At 68.0% G+C, this 20807-nt stretch carries 21 protein-coding genes, 1 tRNA gene and 1 riboswitch; of the genes, 14 read left to right on the top strand and 8 right to left on the bottom strand.

What is annotated here, in order from left to right; translation table 11 throughout:
* Positions 1 to 47 precede the first annotated feature (47 nt).
* The 3 genes from QCD75_RS10075 to QCD75_RS10065 all read right to left on the bottom strand — a co-directional run bounded on the left by QCD75_RS10075 (position 48) and on the right by QCD75_RS10065 (position 1530).
* Complete coding sequence (locus QCD75_RS10075; protein ID WP_301228163.1) at positions 48 to 1208, bottom strand: N(5)-(carboxyethyl)ornithine synthase; 1161 nt, start codon at positions 1206 to 1208, stop codon at positions 48 to 50.
* Positions 1205 to 1354 carry a hypothetical protein gene (locus QCD75_RS10070; RefSeq protein WP_301228161.1) on the bottom strand — a complete coding sequence of 50 codons (150 nt, stop codon included), beginning with the start codon at positions 1352 to 1354 and terminating at the stop codon, positions 1205 to 1207. The genes QCD75_RS10075 and QCD75_RS10070 overlap by 4 nt, the downstream gene beginning before the upstream one ends.
* Before the next feature lie 102 nt (positions 1355 to 1456).
* Positions 1457 to 1530, bottom strand: a tRNA-Gly gene (locus tag QCD75_RS10065).
* Between the two features lie 301 nt (positions 1531 to 1831).
* On the opposite strand from QCD75_RS10065, the gene QCD75_RS10060 reads away from it, so the two are divergent.
* Positions 1832 to 2266 carry an SRPBCC family protein gene (locus QCD75_RS10060; RefSeq protein ID WP_301228159.1) on the top strand — a complete coding sequence of 145 codons (435 nt, stop codon included), beginning with the start codon at positions 1832 to 1834 and terminating at the stop codon, positions 2264 to 2266.
* A 62-nt stretch (positions 2267 to 2328) separates the two neighbouring features.
* The gene (gene dcd, locus QCD75_RS10055; protein WP_301228157.1) at positions 2329 to 2904 is read left to right on the top strand and encodes a dCTP deaminase; all 576 of its coding nucleotides are present in this window, start codon (positions 2329 to 2331) and stop codon (positions 2902 to 2904) included.
* A gap of 12 nt (positions 2905 to 2916) precedes the next feature.
* Here dcd and QCD75_RS10050 read toward each other — a convergent pair whose 3' ends face one another.
* From QCD75_RS10050 to QCD75_RS10040, 3 genes are read right to left on the bottom strand one after another with little or no spacing between them, the layout of a single operon-like run.
* Entirely contained in the window at positions 2917 to 4113 is a 1197-nt protein-coding gene (locus QCD75_RS10050) for a cation:proton antiporter (protein WP_301228155.1), read from the bottom strand.
* Positions 4114 to 4117: 4 nt separating this feature from the next.
* On the bottom strand, positions 4118 to 4600 hold the full coding sequence (locus QCD75_RS10045) for a cation:proton antiporter regulatory subunit (RefSeq protein WP_301228153.1): 483 nt from the start codon (positions 4598 to 4600) through the stop codon (positions 4118 to 4120).
* Between the two features lie 39 nt (positions 4601 to 4639).
* Positions 4640 to 6043 (bottom strand): MFS transporter, encoded by a 1404-nt coding sequence (locus QCD75_RS10040; protein WP_301228151.1) that lies wholly within the window; start codon positions 6041 to 6043, stop codon positions 4640 to 4642.
* A 150-nt stretch (positions 6044 to 6193) separates the two neighbouring features.
* Between QCD75_RS10040 and QCD75_RS10035 the strand changes: the two genes are divergently transcribed.
* Genes QCD75_RS10035 through mnhG form a run of 6 tightly spaced genes read left to right on the top strand, consistent with a single transcriptional unit; the run spans position 6194 to position 12664 of the window.
* A complete protein-coding gene (locus QCD75_RS10035) occupies positions 6194 to 9229 on the top strand; it encodes a Na+/H+ antiporter subunit A (RefSeq protein ID WP_301228149.1) in 3036 nt (1011 codons plus the stop codon).
* Positions 9226 to 9804, top strand: a complete 579-nt coding sequence (locus QCD75_RS10030) for a Na(+)/H(+) antiporter subunit C (RefSeq protein ID WP_301228147.1) — start codon at positions 9226 to 9228, stop codon at positions 9802 to 9804. The genes QCD75_RS10035 and QCD75_RS10030 overlap by 4 nt, the downstream gene beginning before the upstream one ends.
* The gene (locus QCD75_RS10025) at positions 9801 to 11447 is read left to right on the top strand and encodes a Na+/H+ antiporter subunit D (RefSeq protein ID WP_301228145.1); all 1647 of its coding nucleotides are present in this window, start codon (positions 9801 to 9803) and stop codon (positions 11445 to 11447) included. Before QCD75_RS10030 ends, QCD75_RS10025 begins: the two co-directional genes overlap by 4 nt.
* Complete coding sequence (locus QCD75_RS10020; RefSeq protein WP_301228143.1) at positions 11444 to 11989, top strand: Na+/H+ antiporter subunit E; 546 nt, start codon at positions 11444 to 11446, stop codon at positions 11987 to 11989. The genes QCD75_RS10025 and QCD75_RS10020 overlap by 4 nt, the downstream gene beginning before the upstream one ends.
* Positions 11986 to 12264, top strand: a complete 279-nt coding sequence (locus QCD75_RS10015; protein WP_301228142.1) for a monovalent cation/H+ antiporter complex subunit F — start codon at positions 11986 to 11988, stop codon at positions 12262 to 12264. Before QCD75_RS10020 ends, QCD75_RS10015 begins: the two co-directional genes overlap by 4 nt.
* Positions 12254 to 12664 (top strand): monovalent cation/H(+) antiporter subunit G, encoded by a 411-nt coding sequence (gene mnhG / locus QCD75_RS10010; RefSeq protein WP_301228140.1) that lies wholly within the window; start codon positions 12254 to 12256, stop codon positions 12662 to 12664. Before QCD75_RS10015 ends, mnhG begins: the two co-directional genes overlap by 11 nt.
* Positions 12665 to 12681: 17 nt before the next feature.
* Here the strand turns inward: mnhG and QCD75_RS10005 are convergent, their stop codons facing one another.
* On the bottom strand, positions 12682 to 12945 hold the full coding sequence (locus QCD75_RS10005; protein ID WP_301228138.1) for a DUF4235 domain-containing protein: 264 nt from the start codon (positions 12943 to 12945) through the stop codon (positions 12682 to 12684).
* 118 nt (positions 12946 to 13063) lie between these two features.
* On the opposite strand from QCD75_RS10005, the gene QCD75_RS10000 reads away from it, so the two are divergent.
* On the top strand, positions 13064 to 13861 hold the full coding sequence (locus QCD75_RS10000; RefSeq protein WP_301228136.1) for a DUF4386 family protein: 798 nt from the start codon (positions 13064 to 13066) through the stop codon (positions 13859 to 13861).
* 1 nt (position 13862) lies between these two features.
* Here the strand turns inward: QCD75_RS10000 and QCD75_RS09995 are convergent, their stop codons facing one another.
* The gene (locus QCD75_RS09995; protein ID WP_301228134.1) at positions 13863 to 14411 is read right to left on the bottom strand and encodes a heme-degrading domain-containing protein; all 549 of its coding nucleotides are present in this window, start codon (positions 14409 to 14411) and stop codon (positions 13863 to 13865) included.
* A 184-nt stretch (positions 14412 to 14595) separates the two neighbouring features.
* A riboswitch (TPP riboswitch) is annotated at positions 14596 to 14739 on the top strand.
* Between the two features lie 65 nt (positions 14740 to 14804).
* Between QCD75_RS09995 and QCD75_RS09990 the strand changes: the two genes are divergently transcribed.
* From QCD75_RS09990 to QCD75_RS09970, 5 genes are all read left to right on the top strand, one after another.
* Entirely contained in the window at positions 14805 to 15437 is a 633-nt protein-coding gene (locus QCD75_RS09990; protein WP_301228132.1) for an ECF transporter S component, read from the top strand.
* Positions 15437 to 17080: an ABC transporter ATP-binding protein gene (locus QCD75_RS09985; protein WP_301228130.1), complete on the top strand. Its 1644-nt coding sequence runs from the start codon at positions 15437 to 15439 to the stop codon at positions 17078 to 17080. Before QCD75_RS09990 ends, QCD75_RS09985 begins: the two co-directional genes overlap by 1 nt.
* Positions 17077 to 17880 carry an energy-coupling factor transporter transmembrane component T family protein gene (locus QCD75_RS09980; RefSeq protein WP_301228128.1) on the top strand — a complete coding sequence of 268 codons (804 nt, stop codon included), beginning with the start codon at positions 17077 to 17079 and terminating at the stop codon, positions 17878 to 17880. Before QCD75_RS09985 ends, QCD75_RS09980 begins: the two co-directional genes overlap by 4 nt.
* A gap of 96 nt (positions 17881 to 17976) precedes the next feature.
* Complete coding sequence (locus tag QCD75_RS09975; RefSeq protein ID WP_301228126.1) at positions 17977 to 19500, top strand: UDP-N-acetylglucosamine 1-carboxyvinyltransferase; 1524 nt, start codon at positions 17977 to 17979, stop codon at positions 19498 to 19500.
* Between the two features lie 120 nt (positions 19501 to 19620).
* A complete protein-coding gene (locus QCD75_RS09970; RefSeq protein ID WP_301228124.1) occupies positions 19621 to 20805 on the top strand; it encodes a glutamate--cysteine ligase 2 in 1185 nt (394 codons plus the stop codon).
* The last annotated feature ends 2 nt before the right edge of the window (positions 20806 to 20807 follow it).

Below are 20807 nucleotides of genomic sequence, written 5' to 3'. Positions count from 1 at the left end.
TTACGTAGCGGCGGTCCGTTTTCGCTGCGGAAACCGGGGGAGCGGCGCTAGTCCGCCAGGGGCAGGTGCGGGTACTCCGGTTCGCGCTGCTGGAACTGCAGCACCTCCGGGTTGAGGACCACGCCGTCGCGGATTTCGATCGCGCGGCGGATGGTCTCGTTCGCCGTCCAGGCGTCGGGCCCGGTGATCACGGTTTCCAGGAACGGCAGCAGCGCCTCGCTGATTTCCCAGCTGGAGGAGTCCCAGAGATAGGACGGGCTGTGGTCCACGGCGTAGTAGTCGATATGGTTCCCGACCTTGAACATCGGCTCGGCGAAGGTGGTGCTTTTCGCCCAGCTGAACCCCATGCCCTCGTCGCAGGACACATCCACGATCAGGCTGCCGGGCCGGAACGCGGCGAGGTCCTCGGTGCGCAGATACGTCAGGGGCGCGTTCGGGTCCTGCAGGGTGCAGTTGACCACGATGTCGCTCCCGGCGAGGAACGGCGCGAGCGGCACGCGGCCACGCTCGGTGATGACCTCGCTGAGGAACGGCGCCTTGTCGTCATGGTCGAACTGCGCGATCCGCACCGAGTGGATGGGGGAGCCCACCGCGGCAACCCCGCGGTTGGTCAGCACCTGGACCTCATGGATGCCGTGGGCGTTCAGCGCCGTGACCGCACCGCGGGCCGTGGCCCCGAAGCCGATGACGACGGCGCTCAGGCGGCGGCCGTAATCCCCGGTGGAACCGGTCAGGGCCAGCGCGTGCAGCACGGAGCAGTACCCGGCCAGCTCGTTGTTCTTGTGGAAGACGTGCAGGCCGAAGCCGCCGTCGCTGGCCCAGTGGTTCATCGCCTCGAAGGCGATCAGGGTGAGCTTCTTGTCGATCGCCAGCTGGGTGATCGCCCGGTCCTGGACGCAGTGCGGCCAGCCCCAGAGGACCTGCCCGTCCCGGAGTTCGGCCAGGTCTTCGGGCTGCGGCTTGGGCAGGAGGACGACGTCGGCCTCGGCCAGCAGTTGCGCCCGGGGGACGATGCGCCCCGCCAGCGGGGCCAGTTCGGCGTCCGAGACGCCGAACCGTTCGCCGTAGCCCTCCTCCAGGATCAGCCGCTGCCGGAGTTCCGGGGCGATGCGGTCCAGGTGGAGGGGATGGATCGGGAGGCGCTGTTCGGCGGGTTTCCGCGTGCTGGCAAGGACTCCGAGGGTGAGGTGGCTCAAGGTGCCGCTCACTTCTTTTTGGGGCTCGCCGGCTTGGCGCTGGTGGCTTTGTCCATGGAGCTGGGCGGCGCTGCAGCGGTCCGCTTGTCGGCCCGCTTTTCCTTGATGGATTTGCCGGATTTCTTGGATGCTGCTTGACGGGGGGATTTGTCAGCCATGATCGCTCCTGTAGCGGAACCGAAGAGGTTCCTGACTTCGAACGATACAGGTAGCCGCCTAACGGCCCCGGGAGGTCCGTCGAGCGGAATGGAGCGGTGAATTGGAGCGGCTGACGGGAATCGAACCCGCGTATCAAGCTTGGGAAGCTAGCGCTCTACCATTGAGCTACAGCCGCAATGGGACTGTCCAAAATGCTGGACGTGGTCCCGGGGAACGTCGAGATTTACCTTACCCCAGCCGCACGTGTTCTCAGAACACGTCACTCCGGCGACATCGCGGGCCAGGCACCTCCCCCGGGGCAGGCTCCAGGGCGTAGTCACAGAGCGGTACGTCATGCGGGGAGTCCCATAACTCTTCGATAAAGGCCCGCCGCTGCCGCACCGCGGGGCAGGCCTTGCTGTCTATCCTGAAGGGGTTAGCTGCAGTTCCGGGGAAGCGGGCTACGCCCATCAGCCGTCCGCCCAGCAAGGATTTCCGTGGCAATCGCAGAGTACGACGTCGTCATCAAACGTGACGCCATGAGCGTCTACGACTTCCTGCTCGACGCCAGCAACCTGCCGCGCTGGCGTGCCGGCGTCCACAGCATTGAACTGGAATCCGGTGCGGCCGGGTCCAAGGGGGCCGGCTACCGTCAGACCATCGCGGAACCCGGCGGACGAACCGTGTGCGGAGATTTCGAGATCACCGAGGCGCGGCCCGGTGCCGAGATCCGGTACAGGGTCCTTGCCGGGACCGAGCGGACACGCGGAGGCTACTATCTGAGCACGGAAGGCGGGGGCACCCGGGTCCGATTTGCCCTGGAATGCGAGCCGCGGGGGATCCTGGCCCGGCTGAAGTGCCCCTTCCGCCGGCGGATGAAGGCCGAAGTCTGCCAGCTCGAACAGCTCAAATCGGTGCTTGAGGAGCAGTAATGAGGAGCAGTAATACTGGCCGCGCGGACGGCCGATCCCGGCGAGTACGGTAATTTGAGACTGTGCTGATCTCTGACCGCGACATTCGTGCCGAAATTGACTCCCAACGGATTGTTCTGGAGCCGTTCGACCCTGCCATGGTGCAGCCCTCGTCGGTTGACGTCCGGATCGACCGGTTTTTCCGGCTCTTCGACAACCACAAGTACGCCCACATCGACCCGGCAGAGGAACAGCCCGAGCTGACCCGCCTGGTGGAGGTTGAGAGCGGCGAACCGTTCATCCTGCACCCCGGGGAGTTCGTGCTGGGCTCCACCTATGAGACCGTGACGCTTCCCGACGATATTGCCGCCCGGCTCGAGGGCAAGTCCTCGCTGGGCCGGCTGGGCCTGCTCACGCACTCGACTGCGGGCTTCATCGACCCCGGATTCTCCGGCCACGTGACCCTGGAGCTGTCCAATATGGCGACGCTGCCGATCAAGCTGTGGCCGGGCATGAAGATCGGCCAGCTGTGCTTCTTCCGGCTCACTTCGGCCGCCGAGCACCCCTACGGCTCCGGCGAGTACGGCAACCGCTACCAGGGCCAGCGCGGCCCGACGGCGAGCCGCAGCCACCTGAACTTCCACCGCACCGACGTCTGACCAGGCGCGTCGTCAGATCCCGTCCGCGGTCCGGACGCTCCGCTGTTTCGCCGGGCGGCGCAGCATCGCCACCACCGGCTCCACGAACCGGGCGGCGAGCGGGCCCGTCACGGCCATGATCAGCACGTAGGCGGTGGCCAGGGCCGCAAGCTCCTGGGGCACGACGCCCGAGGCGACCGCAAGGCCGGCAATGACGATCGAGAACTCTCCGCGGGCGATCAGCGCGGCGCCGGCGCGGAAACGCCCCGGCAGGCCAACCCCGGCACGCTTCGCCGCCCAGATCCCGGTGAGCATCTTGGTGGCCGCTGTGACGACCGCCAGCAGAAGGGCCCAGCCGAGCACCGGCGGGATGGTGGCGGGGTCGGTATTGAGGCCGAAGACCACAAAGAAGATGGCTGCGAAGAGATCCCGCAACGGCTCGAGGATCCTGGTGGCGCTGTGCGCGGTGGCGCCGGAAATAGCGATCCCGAGCATAAAGGCGCCCACCGCAGCGGACACCTGCATGGCTGCGGCCAGCCCGGCCACCAGCAGCGCGGCCCCGAGCAGGTTGAGCAGGAACACCTCGGAGTTCTCACTGTGCACGGCCTTGGACACGTGGTGCCCGTGCCGCAGGGCCACGAGCAGGACTACGGTGACGACGGCGAGTGAGATCCCGACGGTCTGCAGCCCCACGACGAAGCTCACACCGGCCAAGGTCGCCGTGAGGACCGGCAGGTAGACAGCCATCGCGAGATCCTCGAACACGAGGATCGAGAGCACCACCGGAGTTTCGCGGTTACCGATCCGGCCCAGGTCCGTGATCACCTTGGCGGCGATCCCCGACGACGAAATGTAGGTGACACCGCCCATCACCATTGCCCCGACGACCCCCCAGCCCAGCAGGACCGCGAGGAGGGCGCCCGGCAGGAAGTTCAGGACCAGGTCCAGGACGCCGGCCTGCCAGGAGCGGCGCAGCCCCGTGACCAGCTCGGCCGCCGTATATTCCAATCCGAGCATAAGCAGGAGAAGGATGACGCCGATCTCGCTCGAGAGATGGGTAAATTCGTGCATGCCCTCGAGTTTCACGAGCCCGCCGGCGCCGAAAAACAGACCACCGATGAGGTACAGCGGAATCGGCGACATGCCGACCCGCCCCGCCAGCCGCGCCAGCAAGCCGAGGCAAAAGACGACGGCGCCGAGCTCAATCAGGGTCAGTGCGAGCGGATCCATGCCGTCAGCCGTTGCGCAGGATGCCGGCCGCCGTGTCCAGGCCTTCTTGCGTCCCCACTGCAACGAGGAGATCGCCCGGGTGCAGGACGACGTCGGGCCCGGGAGAGGGGAGCACCTCGCCTTCCCGCATGATGGCGACGATCGAGACGCCGCTCCGGGTCCGGATGGAAGCCTTGCCCATCGGCTGGTTCTGGAACGGGGAATCGGCGGAGATCGAGAACTGCCGGGTGACGATCCCCGGAACCTCACGGTGGGCCTCGGAAAGCTGCATGGCCAGCCGCTGGCCGCCCAGCAGGTTCCCCAGCGCGGCGGCTTCGTCGGCGGTCAGCGGGATGGACGCCTGGCAGGTGTCCGGATCGTCCCACGTGGAGACGATCAGTTCGGTTTGGCCCTCGCGGTATTCCACGACGCCGATCCGGCGCCCCGAGGCGGTCATGAAGTCCTTGCGCCGGCCCAGTCCCGGGAGGTCTGTTTCATCCACGTTCATTCCTCCAGCCTAGTGCGCCGCAGGACTTTTCGGGCCGCTTCAGGCTGCGGGGACAACCGCGATTTCGGCCTGGTCCGGTGCCTTGACCCGGAGCAGCAGCAGCAGCCCGGCCAGGAGCACCACCATAATGCCGAGGATGCCCCAGCGCTGCGCCTCGCCGGGCTCCACCAGCGGGGCAGCGACCGCGATGCAGAGCGTAAACAGTGCCGGGGCGAGGAAGCTGACGGCCCGGCCGGTCGTGGCGTAAAGGCCAAACAGCTCGCCGGACTCGCCCTGCGGGGCAAGCCGGGCCAGGAAGGCCCGGGAGGAGGACTGCGCCGGCCCCACAAAGAGGCACAGGAACAAGCCAAAGATCCAAAACGTGGTGGTGCCGGCCCATTCCATGCCGAAGAAGGAATAGCTCCCGTTGCCAAGGGCCACGATCACGGAGCCGGCCAGCAGCAAACCGAGCAGCGAACCCATGATGACCGCCTTCGGCCCGACCCGGTCGTCGAGGAAGCCGCCCGCGATGGCGCCCACCGCGGCCACGACGTTCCCAAAGATCGCGAAGAAGATGACGTCCTTGAGTTCAAAGCCGAAGGTGCCCGCGGCATTGATGCCGCCGAAGGTGAACACCGCGGCCAGGCCATCCCTGAAGACGGCGCTGGCGAGCAGGAAGTAGATGGTGTGGGGGCTGGTCCGGTAAATCGCCTTGATCCGCCGCACCAGCAGCCCGTAGGAAGCCAGGAATCCCAGGCCGGCGCCCTGCCTGGTCTTGGGAAGCTCCGGGACGGCGAACAGCACGGGCAGCGCGAAGACGACGAACCACAACGCCGAGAACACGGCGACAAGGCGGATATTCAGGCCATCCTCGGTCGAGGCGCCGAACCACGCGAAGCTGGGCTGGACGAAGAGCTGGAGCACCAGCAGCAGCGCGACAATGCCGCCGAGGTACCCCATGCCCCAGCCGAAGCCGCTGACCTTGCCGATGTTCAGTGGAGTGGAGATCTGGGCAAGCATGGCGTTGTAGTTCACGCCCGCAAACTCGAAGAAAACATTGCCCAGCGCGATCAGCGTCACGCCCAGGAGCAGGAACTCCGGACGCGGGAAGACGAAGAAGCAGAGCGCGGTCAGCAGCGCGACGGCGACCGTGTTGACCCCCAGCCAGAGCTTCCGGCGCCCGCCGGCATCGGAGCGCTGCCCGGTGACAGGCGCCAGCAGCGCGACGGCCGCGCCGGCGACCGCCAGTGCGCCGCCCAGGACAGCAGAGGCCTGGTCCTCGCCGCCAAAGGCATTGGACGTCAGGTACACGGTGAACACAAACGTGGTCATGACCGCGTTAAAGGCGGCCGAACCCCAGTCCCATGCTGCCCAGGCGAGGATGCGGCCCTTGTGGGGGGCGTGGCTTCCGGATTCCAGGTCCGAGGAGGGACGCATGGCCTCTGGGGCAGCAGCGGAGTTCATAGCTCGAATATTATCCGCAGCAGGCGCGGGGCCCGACGCACCCTGCGAAAAGAATTTGTCCACGCTTGGTAAACTGTCCGGACTGAACCTAACGAATGCCCGCCTGCTCCAACTTTTGACAATCGAATTCCTGACGTTGCGGAGATACCAGTGATCACAGTCCTTGCCGTGCACTTCGCGGTGGCCGCTGTGGCGCCATTTCTCTTCCGGAAGTTCGGCCGGAATTCGTTTTACGCCCTCGCGGCGGTGCCCGCGGCCTCGTTCATCTGGCTGATCCTGCAGCATGGGGCCGTGTATGCCGGCGCCCCCGGCACCGGCGGCCGCCCCGAATCCGGGGTCGCCGAAGTCCTGCCCTGGATCCCCGGGCTGAAGCTTGAGCTCGCCTTCCGGATGGACGCCCTGGCCTGGGTCATGTCCCTTCTCGTCCTGGGTGTGGGTGCGCTGGTCCTCATCTACTGCGCCCGGTACTTCAAGGACAAGGACGACTACCTCGGGGGATTCGGCGCCCAGCTGCTGGCCTTCGCCGGGGCCATGTTCGGCCTGGTCACCGCCGATGACCTGCTGCTGATGTTCATCTTCTGGGAACTGACCACGGTCCTGTCCTACCTGCTGATCGGCTACGCCCGGACCCGACTGTCAGCGCGGCGCTCCGCCTTGCAGGCCCTCGTGGTGACCACCGCCGGCGGCCTGGCAATGCTGGTGGGCCTGGTCATCCTGGGCTCCAGCGCCGGAACCTACCGGATCGCGACCATCCTGGAGCTGGCACCAACCCTTGTCACCGGGCCCGCCGCCGGAGGCGTGGCCGCAGCCGTCGTCCTTATCCTGATCGGTGCGATCACCAAATCCGCCCTCGTCCCCTTCCACTTCTGGCTCCCCGGCGCCATGGCGGCCCCCACTCCGGTGAGCGCCTACCTGCACGCCGCGGCAATGGTCAAGGCCGGTATTTACCTCGTGGCGCGGCTGGCGCCCGGATTCGCGGAAACCCCGTACTGGCTGCCGCTGGTCCTCGGCCTTGGCCTGGCCACCATGCTGGTCGGCGGCTACCGGGCGCTGCGACAAACCGATATCAAGCTCATCCTGGCGTACGGCACGGTCAGCCAGCTGGGCTTCCTGACCATGGTCGTGGGGCTCGGCGAACCCGACGCTGCGCTGGCCGGCCTCGCACTGCTCCTGGCGCACGGCCTCTTCAAAGCCACCCTCTTCCTGGTGGTGGGCATCATTGACCACCAGGCCGGAACCCGCGACATCCGCAAGCTCTCCGGCGTCTACCGTTCCTCCCGCGCCCTCGCGATCGTGGCCGCGGTAGGAGCCGCCTCGATGGCCGGCATCCCGCCGCTGGCCGGTTTCGTCGCGAAGGAATCGGTGTTCGAAGCGTTCATCCACTACAGCACCGCCGGCGGCACCTGGGGCATGGTGATCCTGGCCGGCCTGGTCCTGGGATCCATCCTGACCTTCGCCTACAGTGCGCGGTTCATGTGGGGCGCCTTTGCCGTCAAGCCCGGCGTGGAGGCCACCCCGTTCAAACCGATCAAGCCGGCCTTCCTGGCGGCCCCCGCCATCCTGAGCTTGCTGACCATCGTCTACGGACTGTGGCCGGCGCCGGTGGACGGCTGGATCCAGCCTTACGCGGCGCTGTTCGTGCCCGCCGGCGAGGACGCGGCGGCCGCCGCCGGCCACCTGGCGCTCTGGCACGGCCTGACCCCGGCCCTGGGGCTGACCGCCATCACCTTCGCCTTCGGTGGGTTCATGTTCTACGGCCGCACCGCCGTCGCCCGGCTCCAGGGCCTGGTCCCGGCCTGGATCGACGGCGACCGCACCTATCAGTTGGCCATCGGCGCCCTAGACGACGCCGCCGTCTGGATCACCGGCCGGACCCAGCGGGGTTCGCTGTTCTTCTACCTCTCCGTCATCCTGACCGTGGCGTTCGTCCTGCCGCTTACCGCGCTGGTGCTGGCGGACAAGCCGCTCCCCGGAAACCTCTTCTTCATCGATCCCAACTCCCCGCTGCAGATCGTGGTGGGAGCCGGGATCGTGATCGGCGCACTGGCCGCCGTGCGGGCCAACAAACGCTTCCTGGCCGTCCTCATGGTCTCCGTCACCGGTTACGGCATCGCCCTGATGTTCGCCCTGCAGGGAGCGCCGGACCTCGCGCTGACCCAGATGCTGGTGGAAACCATCATCCTGGTGGCCTTCGTCCTCGCCATGCGCAGCCTCCCCGCGGAACTCCGCGACCGCACCGGCGGAAGGTACCGGGTGATCCGCGTGATCATCGGCGCCGCCTTCGGCATCACCATGGTGTTCGTCGCCATCTACGCCCTGGGCGCCCGGGTGGCGGCGCCCATCTCGCTCGAGTTCCCGAAACTGGCCTACGAGGGCGGCGGGGGACTGAATATCGTCAACGTCACCCTGGTGGATATCCGCGCCTGGGACACCTTCGGGGAAATTTCGGTGCTGGCGCTCGCAGCCACCGGGGTCGCGAGCCTCATCTTCGTCCGGGGCCGGGGGGACCGGCTCCGGACTTCCGCCATGGTGGAGGAAGGCTCAGTCGGGCGCCGGCAGCCAAACCGCTCCGCCGGCCGGGGCAACACCCGCGACGACGCCGCGCTGGCCATGAGCCGCCGCTTCGCCGCTTCCAGCCGCGATGCCTGGCTGGTGGCAGGCCGGACCATGGCACCGGAACGCCGTTCGATCATCTTTGAGGTCGTCACGCGGCTCATCTTCCACTCCATGATCGTCTTCTCGATCTACCTCCTGCTGGCCGGCCACAACCTCCCCGGCGGAGGCTTCGCCGGCGGCCTCACCGCAGGCCTGGCCCTCACCATCCGCTACCTTGCCGGCGGCCGTTTCGAGCTGGGCGAAGCCACACCGGTTAGTGCCGGCGCGCTGCTGGGCATTGGCCTTGCCACCGCGGCGGCCTCCGGCGTGGCCCCCCTGCTGCTGGGCGGCCAGGTGTTCCAGACCGCCATTCTCCAGTTCTGGCTACCGGTCTTTGGCGACGTCAAGTTTGTCACCTCCACCATCTTCGACATCGGCGTCTATGTCGTCGTCGTCGGCCTCGTACTGGACGTGCTGCGCAGCCTGGGGTCCGAGATCGACGAGCACTTCGAGGAACACCCCGCAGAACCGTCGGACGAGCAGGAAGCCGGCGGAATCGCGGCCGAAACCACAGCCAAGGGGAAAGCATGAGCGTCAACCTGACCCTGCTGACGGTCATGGGCGCACTGTACGCCTGCGGCATCTACCTGATCCTGGAACGCAGCCTCACCCGGGTCCTGCTGGGCCTGATGCTGCTCGCCAACGCCACCAACCTGCTGATCCTCACCACGGGCGGCTATGCCGGCCTGGCACCGTTGTTCCATAAGGACACCGACCCCGGTCAGTACAACGATCCGCTGCCGCAGGCACTGATCCTCACCTCGATCGTCATCTCCTTCGCCGTCACCGCTTTTATGCTCGGCATCATCTACCGCACCTGGGTGCTGGCCCGGCAGGACGAGATCCAGGACGACGCCGAGGACCGCCGCGTCGCCAAGACCCCCAGCTTCGACGCCGAGGACGACTCCGTGGTTCCGGTGGAAACCTCTGAATTCCCGCTGACCATGATCGGCACGGACGGCCAATCGGTCTCCGATGTTCCCGCCGGGGCCGAAGCCACCGTCACGGTCGCCGACCGCACGCTCGACGCCGATGCCGCCGCCTCGGAGGAACAACCCGGATCCCGGAACGTCACGATACCCAGCAAGGAAGGAGGCGGACAGTGAACATTGCCAGTTTCGCCCCGCTCGCCGTCATCCTTCCCCTGCTCGGCGCCGCCCTGACCTTCCTGCTCATCCGGAATTCCCGGGCCCAGCGGACCGTCAGCATTGTGCTCCTGTCCCTGACCCTGCTGCTCGAGTGCCTGCTGCTCGCCTCCGTCTGGGAGGGCGGCACCGCTGCGGTCAACATCGGCGGCTGGCTCCCGCCCTGGGGCATCGTCCTGGTGGTGGACCAGTTTTCCTCACTCATGCTCGTGGTGTCATCCTCGGTGAGCCTCGCCGTGCTGATCTACGCCACCGGGCAGGGCATGGCCGACGGCGACCAGGACGCGCCGGTCTCGATCTTCCACCCCACGTACCTGATCCTGGTGGCCGGCGTGTCCAACGCCTTCCTCTCCGGGGACCTGTTCAACCTCTATGTGGGGTTCGAAATCCTGCTGACCGCCAGCTACGTGCTGATGACCCTCGGCGGGACGGGTCCGCGGATCCGGGCCGGGGTGACCTACCTGGTGGTCTCGGTCGTGTCCTCAGTGCTCTTCCTGATCGCGATCGCCATGATCTACGGGGCCACGGGAACTATCAACATGGCCGATCTTGCCGTCAAGCTCGCGGACCTGGACCAGGGCACGCAGAACCTGCTGCACGTGATGCTGCTCGTGGCGTTCGGGATCAAGGCTGCCGTGTTCCCGCTGTCCTTCTGGCTGCCTGACTCCTACCCGACGGCGCCGGCCCCGGTCACGGCCGTGTTCGCGGGCCTGCTGACCAAGGTGGGCGTGTACGCCATGGTCCGGACCGAAACGCTGCTGTTCCCGGGGGACACCTTCAATGCCCCGCTGATGGTCGCCGCCTTGCTGACCATGCTGGTGGGGATCCTTGGCGCCCTGGCCCAAAGCGACATCAAACGACTCCTGTCCTTCACCCTGGTCAGCCACATCGGCTACATGGTGTTCGGCCTGGCGATGTCCTCGGTGGCCGGGCTGGGCGCCGCCGTCTTCTACGTCGCCCACCACATCACGATCCAGACGAGCCTGTTCCTGGTCACCGGCCTGATTGAACGCCGCGGCGGCAGTTCCTCGGTGGACCGCGTCGCCGGGCTGGCCAAGCTGTCCCCGCTGCTGGCGGTGCTGTTCTTTGTCCCGGCCATGAACCTCGCCGGCATCCCGCCGCTCTCCGGCTTCCTGGGCAAAGTCGGCCTGCTGCAGGCCGGCATCCAGCTGGGAACCCCGCTGGCCTACGCCCTGGTGATCGGCGGTGTACTGACGAGCCTGCTGACCCTGCTGGCCATGGCACGGGTGTGGAACCGAGCATTCTGGCGCAAGCCTGAGGACGCGGAACACCCCGACCCGGTGCTGCTGGCGCACCCCGCGGACTCGGCCACGGGTGACCGGGCCGGAAAGACCAACGTCACCCTTCTGCCGCGGACCATGGTGGGTTCCACGCTGGGCCTGGTCATTTTCGGTGTCGGGCTGACCGTGTTCGCCGGGCCGCTGTTCAAGGTGGCGGACCAGGCCGCCGTCGAAATGCTGGACCGGACCTCATACATTCACGCGGTCCTCGGCGAGGGAGCGCGGGTCCCGGCGATTTCCGAGCCGGAACCGGGCCCGGACCCCGCCCGTCTTCCGCCGGCCAGCGGGCAGGAGCGCAAATGAACCGGAAACGGATCTCCCTGCGGCAGGAACTGCCGCTCCTGGTCTGGCTCGTGATTGTCTGGGGCGCACTGTGGCAGAACTTCAGCCCGGGGAACCTGCTCTTCGGTGCACTGATCGCCGTCGTGGTGGCCCGCCTGTTCTACCTGCCGCCGGTGGAACTCGGCGGGCGCTTCAACCTGCTCCGGGCGGTCCCGTTTGCGCTGCTCTTCGTGGCCAAGGTCGTGACAGCAAGCTTCCAGGTCCTGTACCTGGCCCTGGCCCGGGGCCCGCAGGTGATCAGCGCCGTCGTCGCCGTCCCGCTGCGGAGCCATTCCGATCTGCTGGTCACTGCGACAGGGCACGTGACCGCGCTGATCCCGGGGTCGCTCGTGGTGGAGGTGGACCGGTCAACGTCCACGCTCTATATCCATGGCATCAACGTCCGCAACGCGGACGATGCCGCGCGGCTGCGCAAAGACGTCAGAGACACGGAAGCGGGACTGATCAGGATCATGGGCACCCAGGCCGAACTGTCCGCCCTCAACCAGGAGGCGGGGTCATGATGCAGCTTGTCCTGACCGTGACCACGGTGCTGCTGTCCCTCGCTGCCGGCGGAGCGATCATCCGGATCGCGCGGGGCCCGTCGCTGCTGGACCGGGTGCTCGCCGCGGACGTGCTGCTGGCGATCGTGGGAGCGGCCCTGTGCATCGACATGGCCGTGAACCGGCACCTGAACAACCTCATGCTGCTGGTGGCGGTGTCCCTGATCGGGTTTGTCGGCTCCGTCACGGTGGCCCGCTTCGTAGCCGACCGGCGGGAGAAAAGCCGTGAATCCTGAGACCTTTTCCGCCGACACCGTGATCGACGCCGTCTCGGCGGTCTTTATGGTGGTCGGTGCCCTGATGTCACTGGCGGCGGCGGTGGGCCTGCTCCGTTTTCCGGACCTGATGACCCGGATGCACGCGGCCACCAAGCCCCAGGTGCTGGGGCTTTTCCTGCTGCTCTTCGCGCTGGGGCTCCAGATGCGCTCCTGGTGGGTCTGGCCGGTGCTGGGCGTGGCGTGGATCTTCCAGCTGCTCACCGTGCCGGTGTCCGCGCACATGGTGGGCCGGGCCGGTTACCGCACCAAGCACCTCCACCCGGAACTGCTCAGCACGGACGAACTGGAGGCCGTCGTGCAGCAGGCGGCGGGCAAACGCGGGTTTGGCGACGACGACGCGGCCACCGACAGGCGGTAGGGGCTAGACGATGCGCCCTAAACCAGGTCCTGGGTCTTGGCGAAACGCGTGACCGCGCGCTGCGTGCCGCGGTTGGCGAGGACCTGGATAATGGCACTCACAGCTGCCGAAATCAGCGCGAAGGTCAGGGCAGAACGAAGCGTGGTGGGCACATCGTCCTCGTGGCCCTTGGGCGGCTTGTTACCCGTGGATTTCTCCCAGACAGTGTCAACGAGCTTGGTTCCGACGAAACCGGCGAGCAGGCTGATGCCGGTGCCGAGCAGTTTGATGAAGATGTTCATTCTTCGGACTCCTTGGGGGAGGAAACAGGGCTTCCCCTAGCCTAGCGTCCCTTGCCCGGCGCTCCAGCCAGGGGCCAACGCCCCTGTCCGGCGGCCCGGGCCGGACGTACCTTCGAGGATGGCACGACCCCAAACCCGCGCGCCGGGGCCTGCCCGGCAGCCGGCCACCGATCCGGCCGGCGGCCGGACCTGGCGCCGGCTCTATCTCTGGGCCGGGATCTCCTCGGTGCTGTTCGTGGCGCTGCTGATGCTGGCACTGGTCCTGGACTTCGCCGCCCCGCCCCCGGTTCATGGCGGCACTGAGACGCTGGAGTTCATCGCGCGGAACAAAGGGAACTATGTTGCCGAACAGCTGCTCTGGATCGTGCCGAACATCCTGCCCGTGCTGGTGCTCGTCGCGCTCTTCGTGGCGCTCGCCCCGCTGGAGAAGAGCCTGGCGCTGCTCGCCGCAGTGATCGGCGGCCTGTCGTGGGGGCTGATCCTTGCTGTCCCGGTCACAAGCAGGGGATCGCTGGGGCTCGTCTATCTCAGCGACCGTTACGCTGCCGCGGCCGACGACGCGGCCCGGCTCCGCTACTCGACCGCTGCCGAAGCCATCATCGCCGAAAACAACACCCCCGCCGTCTCCGGTGTCCTGTCCGCGGCCGGCATCCTGCTCATCTCCATCGTCATGCTGAACGGGGTGCTGCCGCGGGCCCTGGCCTGGCTGGGGATCGCCACGGGCGGACTGGGCATCGCCGCGGAAGCGCTCCGGCACGCCGTCCCTGAGCTCTACGGGGGCTACGGGGTGCTGATGTGGGTCTGGTTTGTGGCAGCAGGGATTGCGCTGATCCGGCTGGCCGGGCGGACACCCCGGCGCCCGAGCCGGGCGCCGGCACCCCGGGGGCGCGACGGGAGGGCAGCGCCGGGCAGTTGAGCTAGCTCCCGGGGGTGCCGGCGCGGCCGAGGATCTCCGAGAGGGCTTCGACCACCAGATCATGGTCGGCCTTCTGCGGCAGCCCGGATACAGTGACGGTGGCTACCATCCCGGTCCCGCGCACGTAGACGGGGAAAGCCCCGCCGTGGGCAGCAAACTCCGTCTGGTCGAACCAGGCGTTGTCCTCAATCCTCCGCCCGGCGGCCCGGGCCCGAAGACCCACCAACAGCGAGGGGACCTCGTAGCGGACGGCCGTGCGCTGCTTGGCCCTGATCCAGCGCTCATTGTCCGGGGTGGCGCCCTCCAGCGCCGCGTGGAAGAGCACCTGCTCGCCCTTGGTGATGTCGATGGCGATCGGGTGGGAGCGTTGCCTGCCGAGTTCAACCAGGAGCAGTCCGAGGTCCAGGGCATCGTCCTTGCCGAAAGACTGGAACTGCAGCTCATCGATTTCGGCCAGGATGCGGCCGATGAGCGCGGCCAGGGATCCGTGCGGCTGCTCGTCGGTGGAGTCCGGGTCGTAGCCGGGGGACGGCACTGCTGAGTTGGTCACGTGTTCCAGCTTCCGTTGGTTGGCCGCCGGCGCGTGGGCGCGGCATCCGGTGTTCCCATGCCTTGCCGACTCTACCAAGCAGGGGTCCCGGGTCACCGTCGCGACGCCGGCGTATTGTGACGGCTGACCCCGGAAATCAGCTCCCCGATGGGTGTAAACTGAGCCACGCCCACAAGGGCGATATTCAATACGACAGGGGAGCGCCGCCGTCGGGCATCACCGGAGGAATCCGGGGAGACCACAGGTGGGCGCTGAGAGTGCGGACAGCCGCAGACCCTCGAACCTGATCCGGTTAGTACCGGCGCAAGGGAGTCGAGTTCTCAGAGTGCCCGGAGCGGCGGCGGAAGCTGCGGACCCCGGACACCCTCCCCTCCTGTTCCTCAGGAGGACGGCATGACTGATACATCTGCCCAGCAGACGCTCACCGGACGCAGCTACAACTGGCGTGTGGTGGACATTGTGGTGGCCGCACTGATCGCGGTGGCCGGCGGCGTGATCTTCTGGGCCTGGTCCCAGGGCGCCAACCTCATTGCCGCCCCCGTCAACGCGTTCTACCCGCCGCTGACCGGGCTCTATGCCGGCGGCTGGATGATCCCGGCGGTGCTGGGCATGCTCATCATCCGCAAACCGGGCGCCGCACTGTTCTGCGAAGCCGTGGCCGCCGCAGGTGAGCTGATCATGGGCTCGCAGTACGGCACCACGGTGCTCATTTCCGGCATCCTGCAAGGCCTGGGCGCCGAGCTGGTCTTCGCCGCCTTTATCTACAAAAAGTTCAACCTGCCGGTGTCGCTGCTCGCCGGTGCCGGTGCCGGCCTGTTCTGCGGGCTGAACGATTCGTTTCTGCCCTGGGGCTGGAACATTGCCTACGCCGACGGCGACAAGCTTGCCTACATCATCTTCACGGCCATCTCCGGCGCCGTGATCGCCGGCGGACTGTCCTGGCTCGCCACCCGCGGCCTGGCCAGGACCGGCGTGCTGAGTTCCTTTGCCTCCCGCAAGGCGGCCACGGAGCCTGTCTTCTCCTGATGTCCGCCTCCAGCACGTCCGCCTGCGGCGGGGGCCGCCCGGCCACGATCACCGCGCGGGGCTGGGGCTGGCGGCACGCCGGCCGGCCCCGGCCCGCCGTCAGCGGCCTGGACCTGGATATCCGGCCCGGTGAGCGGGTGCTGTTGCTGGGGCCCTCTGGCGCCGGCAAATCAACGTTGCTCCACGCCCTGGCCGGGGTACTCGGCGATAGTTCCGCCGGTGACGCCGGCCGGGCTGCAGGCCGTGCCGCTGCGGATGCCGAGGATGCGGACGAGACCGGCCGCCTCCTGATCGATGGCGCCCCGCCCCGGGCCCAGCGCGGCCGGGCGGGACTCATGCAGCAGGACCCGGAGACCCAGGTGGTGCTCTCGCGCCTGGGCGACGACGTCGCCTTCGGCGCCGAAAACCTGTCCGTGCCGCCGGCCGAGATCTGGCGGCGGGTGGCGGAAGCACTTGACGACGTCGGGCTGGGCCGGCTGCCGCTGGACCATCCGACGTCGGCACTCTCCGGCGGACAGAAGCAGCGCCTGGCGCTCGCCGGCATCCTGGCAATGCGCCCCGGCCTGATCCTGCTCGACGAACCCACCGCCAACCTGGACCCCGCCGGTGTCCTGGAAGTCCGCGACGCCGTCGGCCGCTGCCTGGACAAGACCGGGGCCACCCTGGTGGTGGTGGAGCACCGGGTCTCCGTCTGGAAGGACCTGGTGGACCGGATCGTGGTGCTGCAGCCCGGATCCGCCACGGACTCCGCCGTGCTGATCGACGGGCCGCCGTTCCAGGTCCTGGCCCAGGCACGGGACATGCTCACCGCGGCCGGCGTCTGGGTCCCGGGTTACGTGCCGCCGACCCGGCCCCGGGGTGCAGGGGGCGCCGTCGCCGGCGCGGCCGGGCACAGCGCAGCCGCCAATGCTGCGGGGCAGTTGCTGCTCGCCGCGGAGGACCTGGCCGTGTCGCGCGAACGGCCGCGGCGGTCCGGGCTCCGCGGAGGCTTCCGTCCGATCCCGCCGGTGCCCGTGCAGTCCGGCATCACGGCCCAGGTCCGTGCCGGCGAGGCGCTGACCATCACGGGTCCCAACGGCTCCGGGAAGTCCACTTTCGCCCTGACCCTCGCGGGCCTGCTCGCGCCCGTCTCCGGCACGGTCTCCGCCACATTGGCGCTCAGTGCCGGCGCGGGGATCGATCCGTACCGGTGGAAGGCGCAGCAGCTGATCGCCCGGGTTGGCACCGTCTTCCAGGAGCCCGAGCACCAGTTTGTCACCGGACGCGTGCTCGATGAGCTGATGTTCGGGCCCCGGCACCTGGGCCGCGGCGAGGACCGGGTGGACGAACTCCTGGAGCGCCTTCGGCTCACGGAGCTGGTGGACGCTAATCCGTACACCCTCTCCGGCGGTGAGAAACGGCGCCTGTCCGTGGCCACCGTGCTCGCCGCCCATCCCCAGGTGCTGGTCCTGGACGAACCGACCTTCGGCCAGGACGCCAACACCTGGGCCGAACTCGCGTCCTTCCTCTCCGAACTCCTCGACGGCGGCACCGCCGTCGTGTCGGTGACGCACGATGCCGAATTCAGTGAGGTCCTGGGCGGCACCGAGCTGAGCCTCGGCGCCCCCGAATCCCGGGAACCGGGGAAGGTCGCAGCGCCATGAGGCAGGAACTGACCCTGCGCGGCAACCACGCCCTGCTGACCCGGGCCAACCCGCTGGCGAAGTTCGCCGCCGTTATGCTCATCACGATGGTCCTGGCGCTGTCCATCGACTGGGTGTCCGCCTCGGTGGCGCTCGTCTTCGAGCTGGCGCTCCTTCCGCTGGCCGGGCTGACCCCCGGAGTGCTCTGGCAGCGGGGCTGGCCGCTGATCCTGGCCGCGGCGCTGGGCGGCTGGAGCACCACGATCCTGGCACCCGACAGCGGAGACATCCTGCTCGATGCCAGGATCTGGTCCATCAGTGAAGGATCCCTCGAACTCGGGCTGGGCTTCATGCTCCGCGGCCTGGCCATCGCGCTGCCGGCGGTGCTGCTGATGAGCTGCACCGACCCCACCGACCTGGCGGACGCCCTTGCGCAGAAGGCGAAACTGCCGCACCGCTTTGTCCTCGGGACGCTTGCCGCGATGCGGCTGGTGGGACTGATGGCGGAAGAATGGCAGACCATCGGCATGGCACGCCGCGCCCGCGGCGTGGGCTCGCACGGGAGTCCGCTGCAACGGCTCCGCGCCACCCTGGGGCAGAGCTTCGGGCTGCTGGTGCAGGCCGTCCGGCGCGCCTCCCGGCTCGCCGTCACCATGGAGGCCCGGGGCTTCGGCGGCGCGCAACGGACCTGGGCCCGGAAATCCGTTTTCAGCGGCCTGGATGCCTGGGTGTTCGCGGGCGGACTGCTGATTGCCGCCGCGGCCGTCGCGTCTGCCCTGGCTGCGGGAACCTGGAACATGGTCTTCCTCGCGCGGCAGTAACGCCGGTTATCGCACCGGGCGGGTAGCCCTGTGAGATTCGCGGCATTCTGCCCCAAATTCCCGGGATTAATAAATCATGCGTGATATTTTCTTGGGATGACTCAAGAGACTGCTGAACACGTTGGCGCCCTCCTCCGCGACGCCCGCCGTCAGAAGGGCTGGACCCAGGGGCAGCTCGCGGCCGAGCTCGGAACCAGCCAGAGCGCCATCGCCCGGATGGAACAGGGGAAGCAGAACCTCAGCCTGAAAATGATCCAGCGGCTTGAGGCCATCTTCGGCCGGAGCATCGTCAAGGTGGGCCGGCCGGCCATGACGCACCTTCGGGTGGAGGGCGGCCGCACCCTGTCCGGTTCCGTCGACGTCAACAGCAGCAAGAACGCCGGCGTCGCCCTGCTGTGCGCCAGCTTGATAAACCGCGGCACCACGACACTGCGCCGGCTGGCCCGGATCGAGGAGGTCAACCGGATCGTCGAGGTCCTGACCAGCATCGGCGTCGAGTGCAGCTGGCTCAACGCCAACGACCTGCAGATCCGCCGCCCGGCCGTGCTGGACCTCGACTCGATGGACGTCGAGGCCGCCCGCCGGACCCGCAGCGTCATCATGCTGCTCGGACCGCTCCTGGACGAATCCAGCGAATACCGCCTGCCCTACGCGGGCGGCTGCGACCTCGGCACCCGCACCGTGCAGCCGCACATGCAGGCGCTGCGGCAGTTCGGCCTCAGCGTCGACGCCAAGTCCGGTTTCTATGCGGTGCAGGCGCCGCCGTCGGACGGGCACGACCGCTCCTTCGTGCTCAGCGAACGCGGCGACACCGTCACTGAAAACGCCATCATGGCCGCCGCCCACCGCAGCGGAACCACGATCATCCGCAACGCCAGCCCCAACTACATGGTGCAGGACCTCTGCTTCTACCTGCAAATGCTCGGCATCGGGATCCAGGGTGTGGGCACCACAACCCTGAAGATCACCGGCCGGCCCTCGGTCGACGTCGACATCGAGTACTTCCCCTCCGAAGACCCGATCGAGGCGATGAGCCTGATCACGGCCGGGATCGTCACGAACTCGGAAGTCACGATCCGCCGCGTCCCGATCGAGTTCATGGAAATCGAGCTCGCGACGCTGGAACAGATGGGCCAGCGGCTCGAAGTGTCCGGCGAGTACATGGCCCGTAACGGGCGCACCCGGCTGGTGGACGTCACCACCAAGCCCTCGGAACTGCGCGCCCCCGAGGACAAGATCCACCCCATGCCCTTTCCCGGGCTGAACATCGACAACCTGCCCTTCTTCGCGGTCATCGCCGCGAATGCCCAGGGCCAGACGCTGATCCATGACTGGGTTTACGACAACCGCGCGATCTACCTGACCGAGCTGAACAAACTCGGCGCCCAGGTGCAGCTGCTCGACCCGCACCGGATCTACGTCAACGGGCCCACCAAGTGGCGCGCGGCCGAGGTTGGCTGCCCGCCGGCACTGCGCCCCGCGGCCTGCCTGCTGCTGGCGATGCTGGCTGCCCGGGGTGTCTCGGTACTGCGCAACATCTACGTGATCGAGCGCGGCTACGAGGACCTGGCGGAGCGGCTCAACACCATCGGCGCGAAGATCGAGTACTTCCAGGACTGACCCGGCTGCGCACCTCCAAGCAACGCGGGGTCAGATCCCGCCCATCCGGGGCGCCTGCATGGGCGCGGAGTGACCCCGCGTTGTTGAGCGTTTCGGCGGATCCTGCCGCACAATAGAAATATGCGCACCTTCGGCGTGGAGGAAGAACTGCTCATAGTGGATCCCGAAACGGGGATGCTGCTCGCCCTCGCCGATGTGATGCTGCCCAGCCTGGTCCCGCCGATGCCGGACACCGGCCTGGCTGACCCGGGACAACCGCAGGTCCATGAGGACGCCGACTTCAGCTACGAGCTCAAGCTGGAACAGATTGAAACCCAGACGCGGCCGTGCCGGGACTACACCGAGATGCTCCGGCAGCTGCAGCAGGGCAGGGCACTCGCCGACCGGGCCGCGCGGGTTCACGGCGGCCGCGTTGCCGCCCTCGCCACGTCACCCCACGGCTCCGCCACCCACCTGACACCCAAGCAGCGCTATATGACCATGCAGCGGCGTTTCGGGCTCACGGTCCGGAACCAGCTCACCTGCGGCCTCCATGTCCATACCTTTGTGGAGTCGCCGGAGGAGGGCGTGGCGGTGATGGACCGGATCCGTGACAAGCTGGCGGTGCTGATCGCCCTCAGCGCCAACTCCCCCTACTGGAACGGCGCGGAGACGGGGTTCGAAAGCTACCGCACACAGGCGTGGAACCGCTGGCCGGGCTCGGGTCCGACGATGATCTTCGGCAGCCTGCCGGTGTACCGGCGGGTGGTGACCCGGCTGGTGGACAGCGGCGTCCTGATGGACGAGGGAATGGTGTATTTCGACGCGCGGCTGTGCCGGCACCATCCCACCGTGGAGGTCCGGGTCGCCGACGTCTGCCTGCGGGCCGAGGACGCGGCGCTGATCGCCGTGCTGGTCCGTGCCCTCGTGGAGTCGGCGTCCCGGGAATGGAACGACGGCGTGGATCCCGCCCCGGTCCCCACCCTGCTGCTGCGGATGGCCGCCTGGCAGGCCAGCAACTGCGGGCTGCACGGTCAGCTGCTGGACTTCGGAACCTTCACCCCCGCCCCGGCCGCGGAGGTGGTCCACGCGCTGGTCGACTTCGTGGCCCCCGTGCTGGACGAGCAGGGCGAGCTGGAACTGGTGCGCGCGGGCGTCGACCGGATCCTGGCGGAGGGCACCGGTTCGCAGCTGCAGCGCCAGCCGTTCCGCTCCGGCGGGCTGGCCGCCGTCGTCGAACGGGCCCTCGAAGTGACCATGCGGGGAGCCGCCATTGGGGACCCGGCGGACGAGTGCTCGTCCCTCGGCCGGGTCCGCCGCGGCTGAGC

The sequence above is a fragment of the Arthrobacter sp. PsM3 genome, from assembly GCF_030433895.1.
GTDB lineage: Bacteria > Actinomycetota > Actinomycetes > Actinomycetales > Micrococcaceae > Arthrobacter.
The sequence above is the reverse complement of the archived record's forward strand: the minus strand, read 5'-3'. Positions and strand labels throughout refer to the sequence as shown.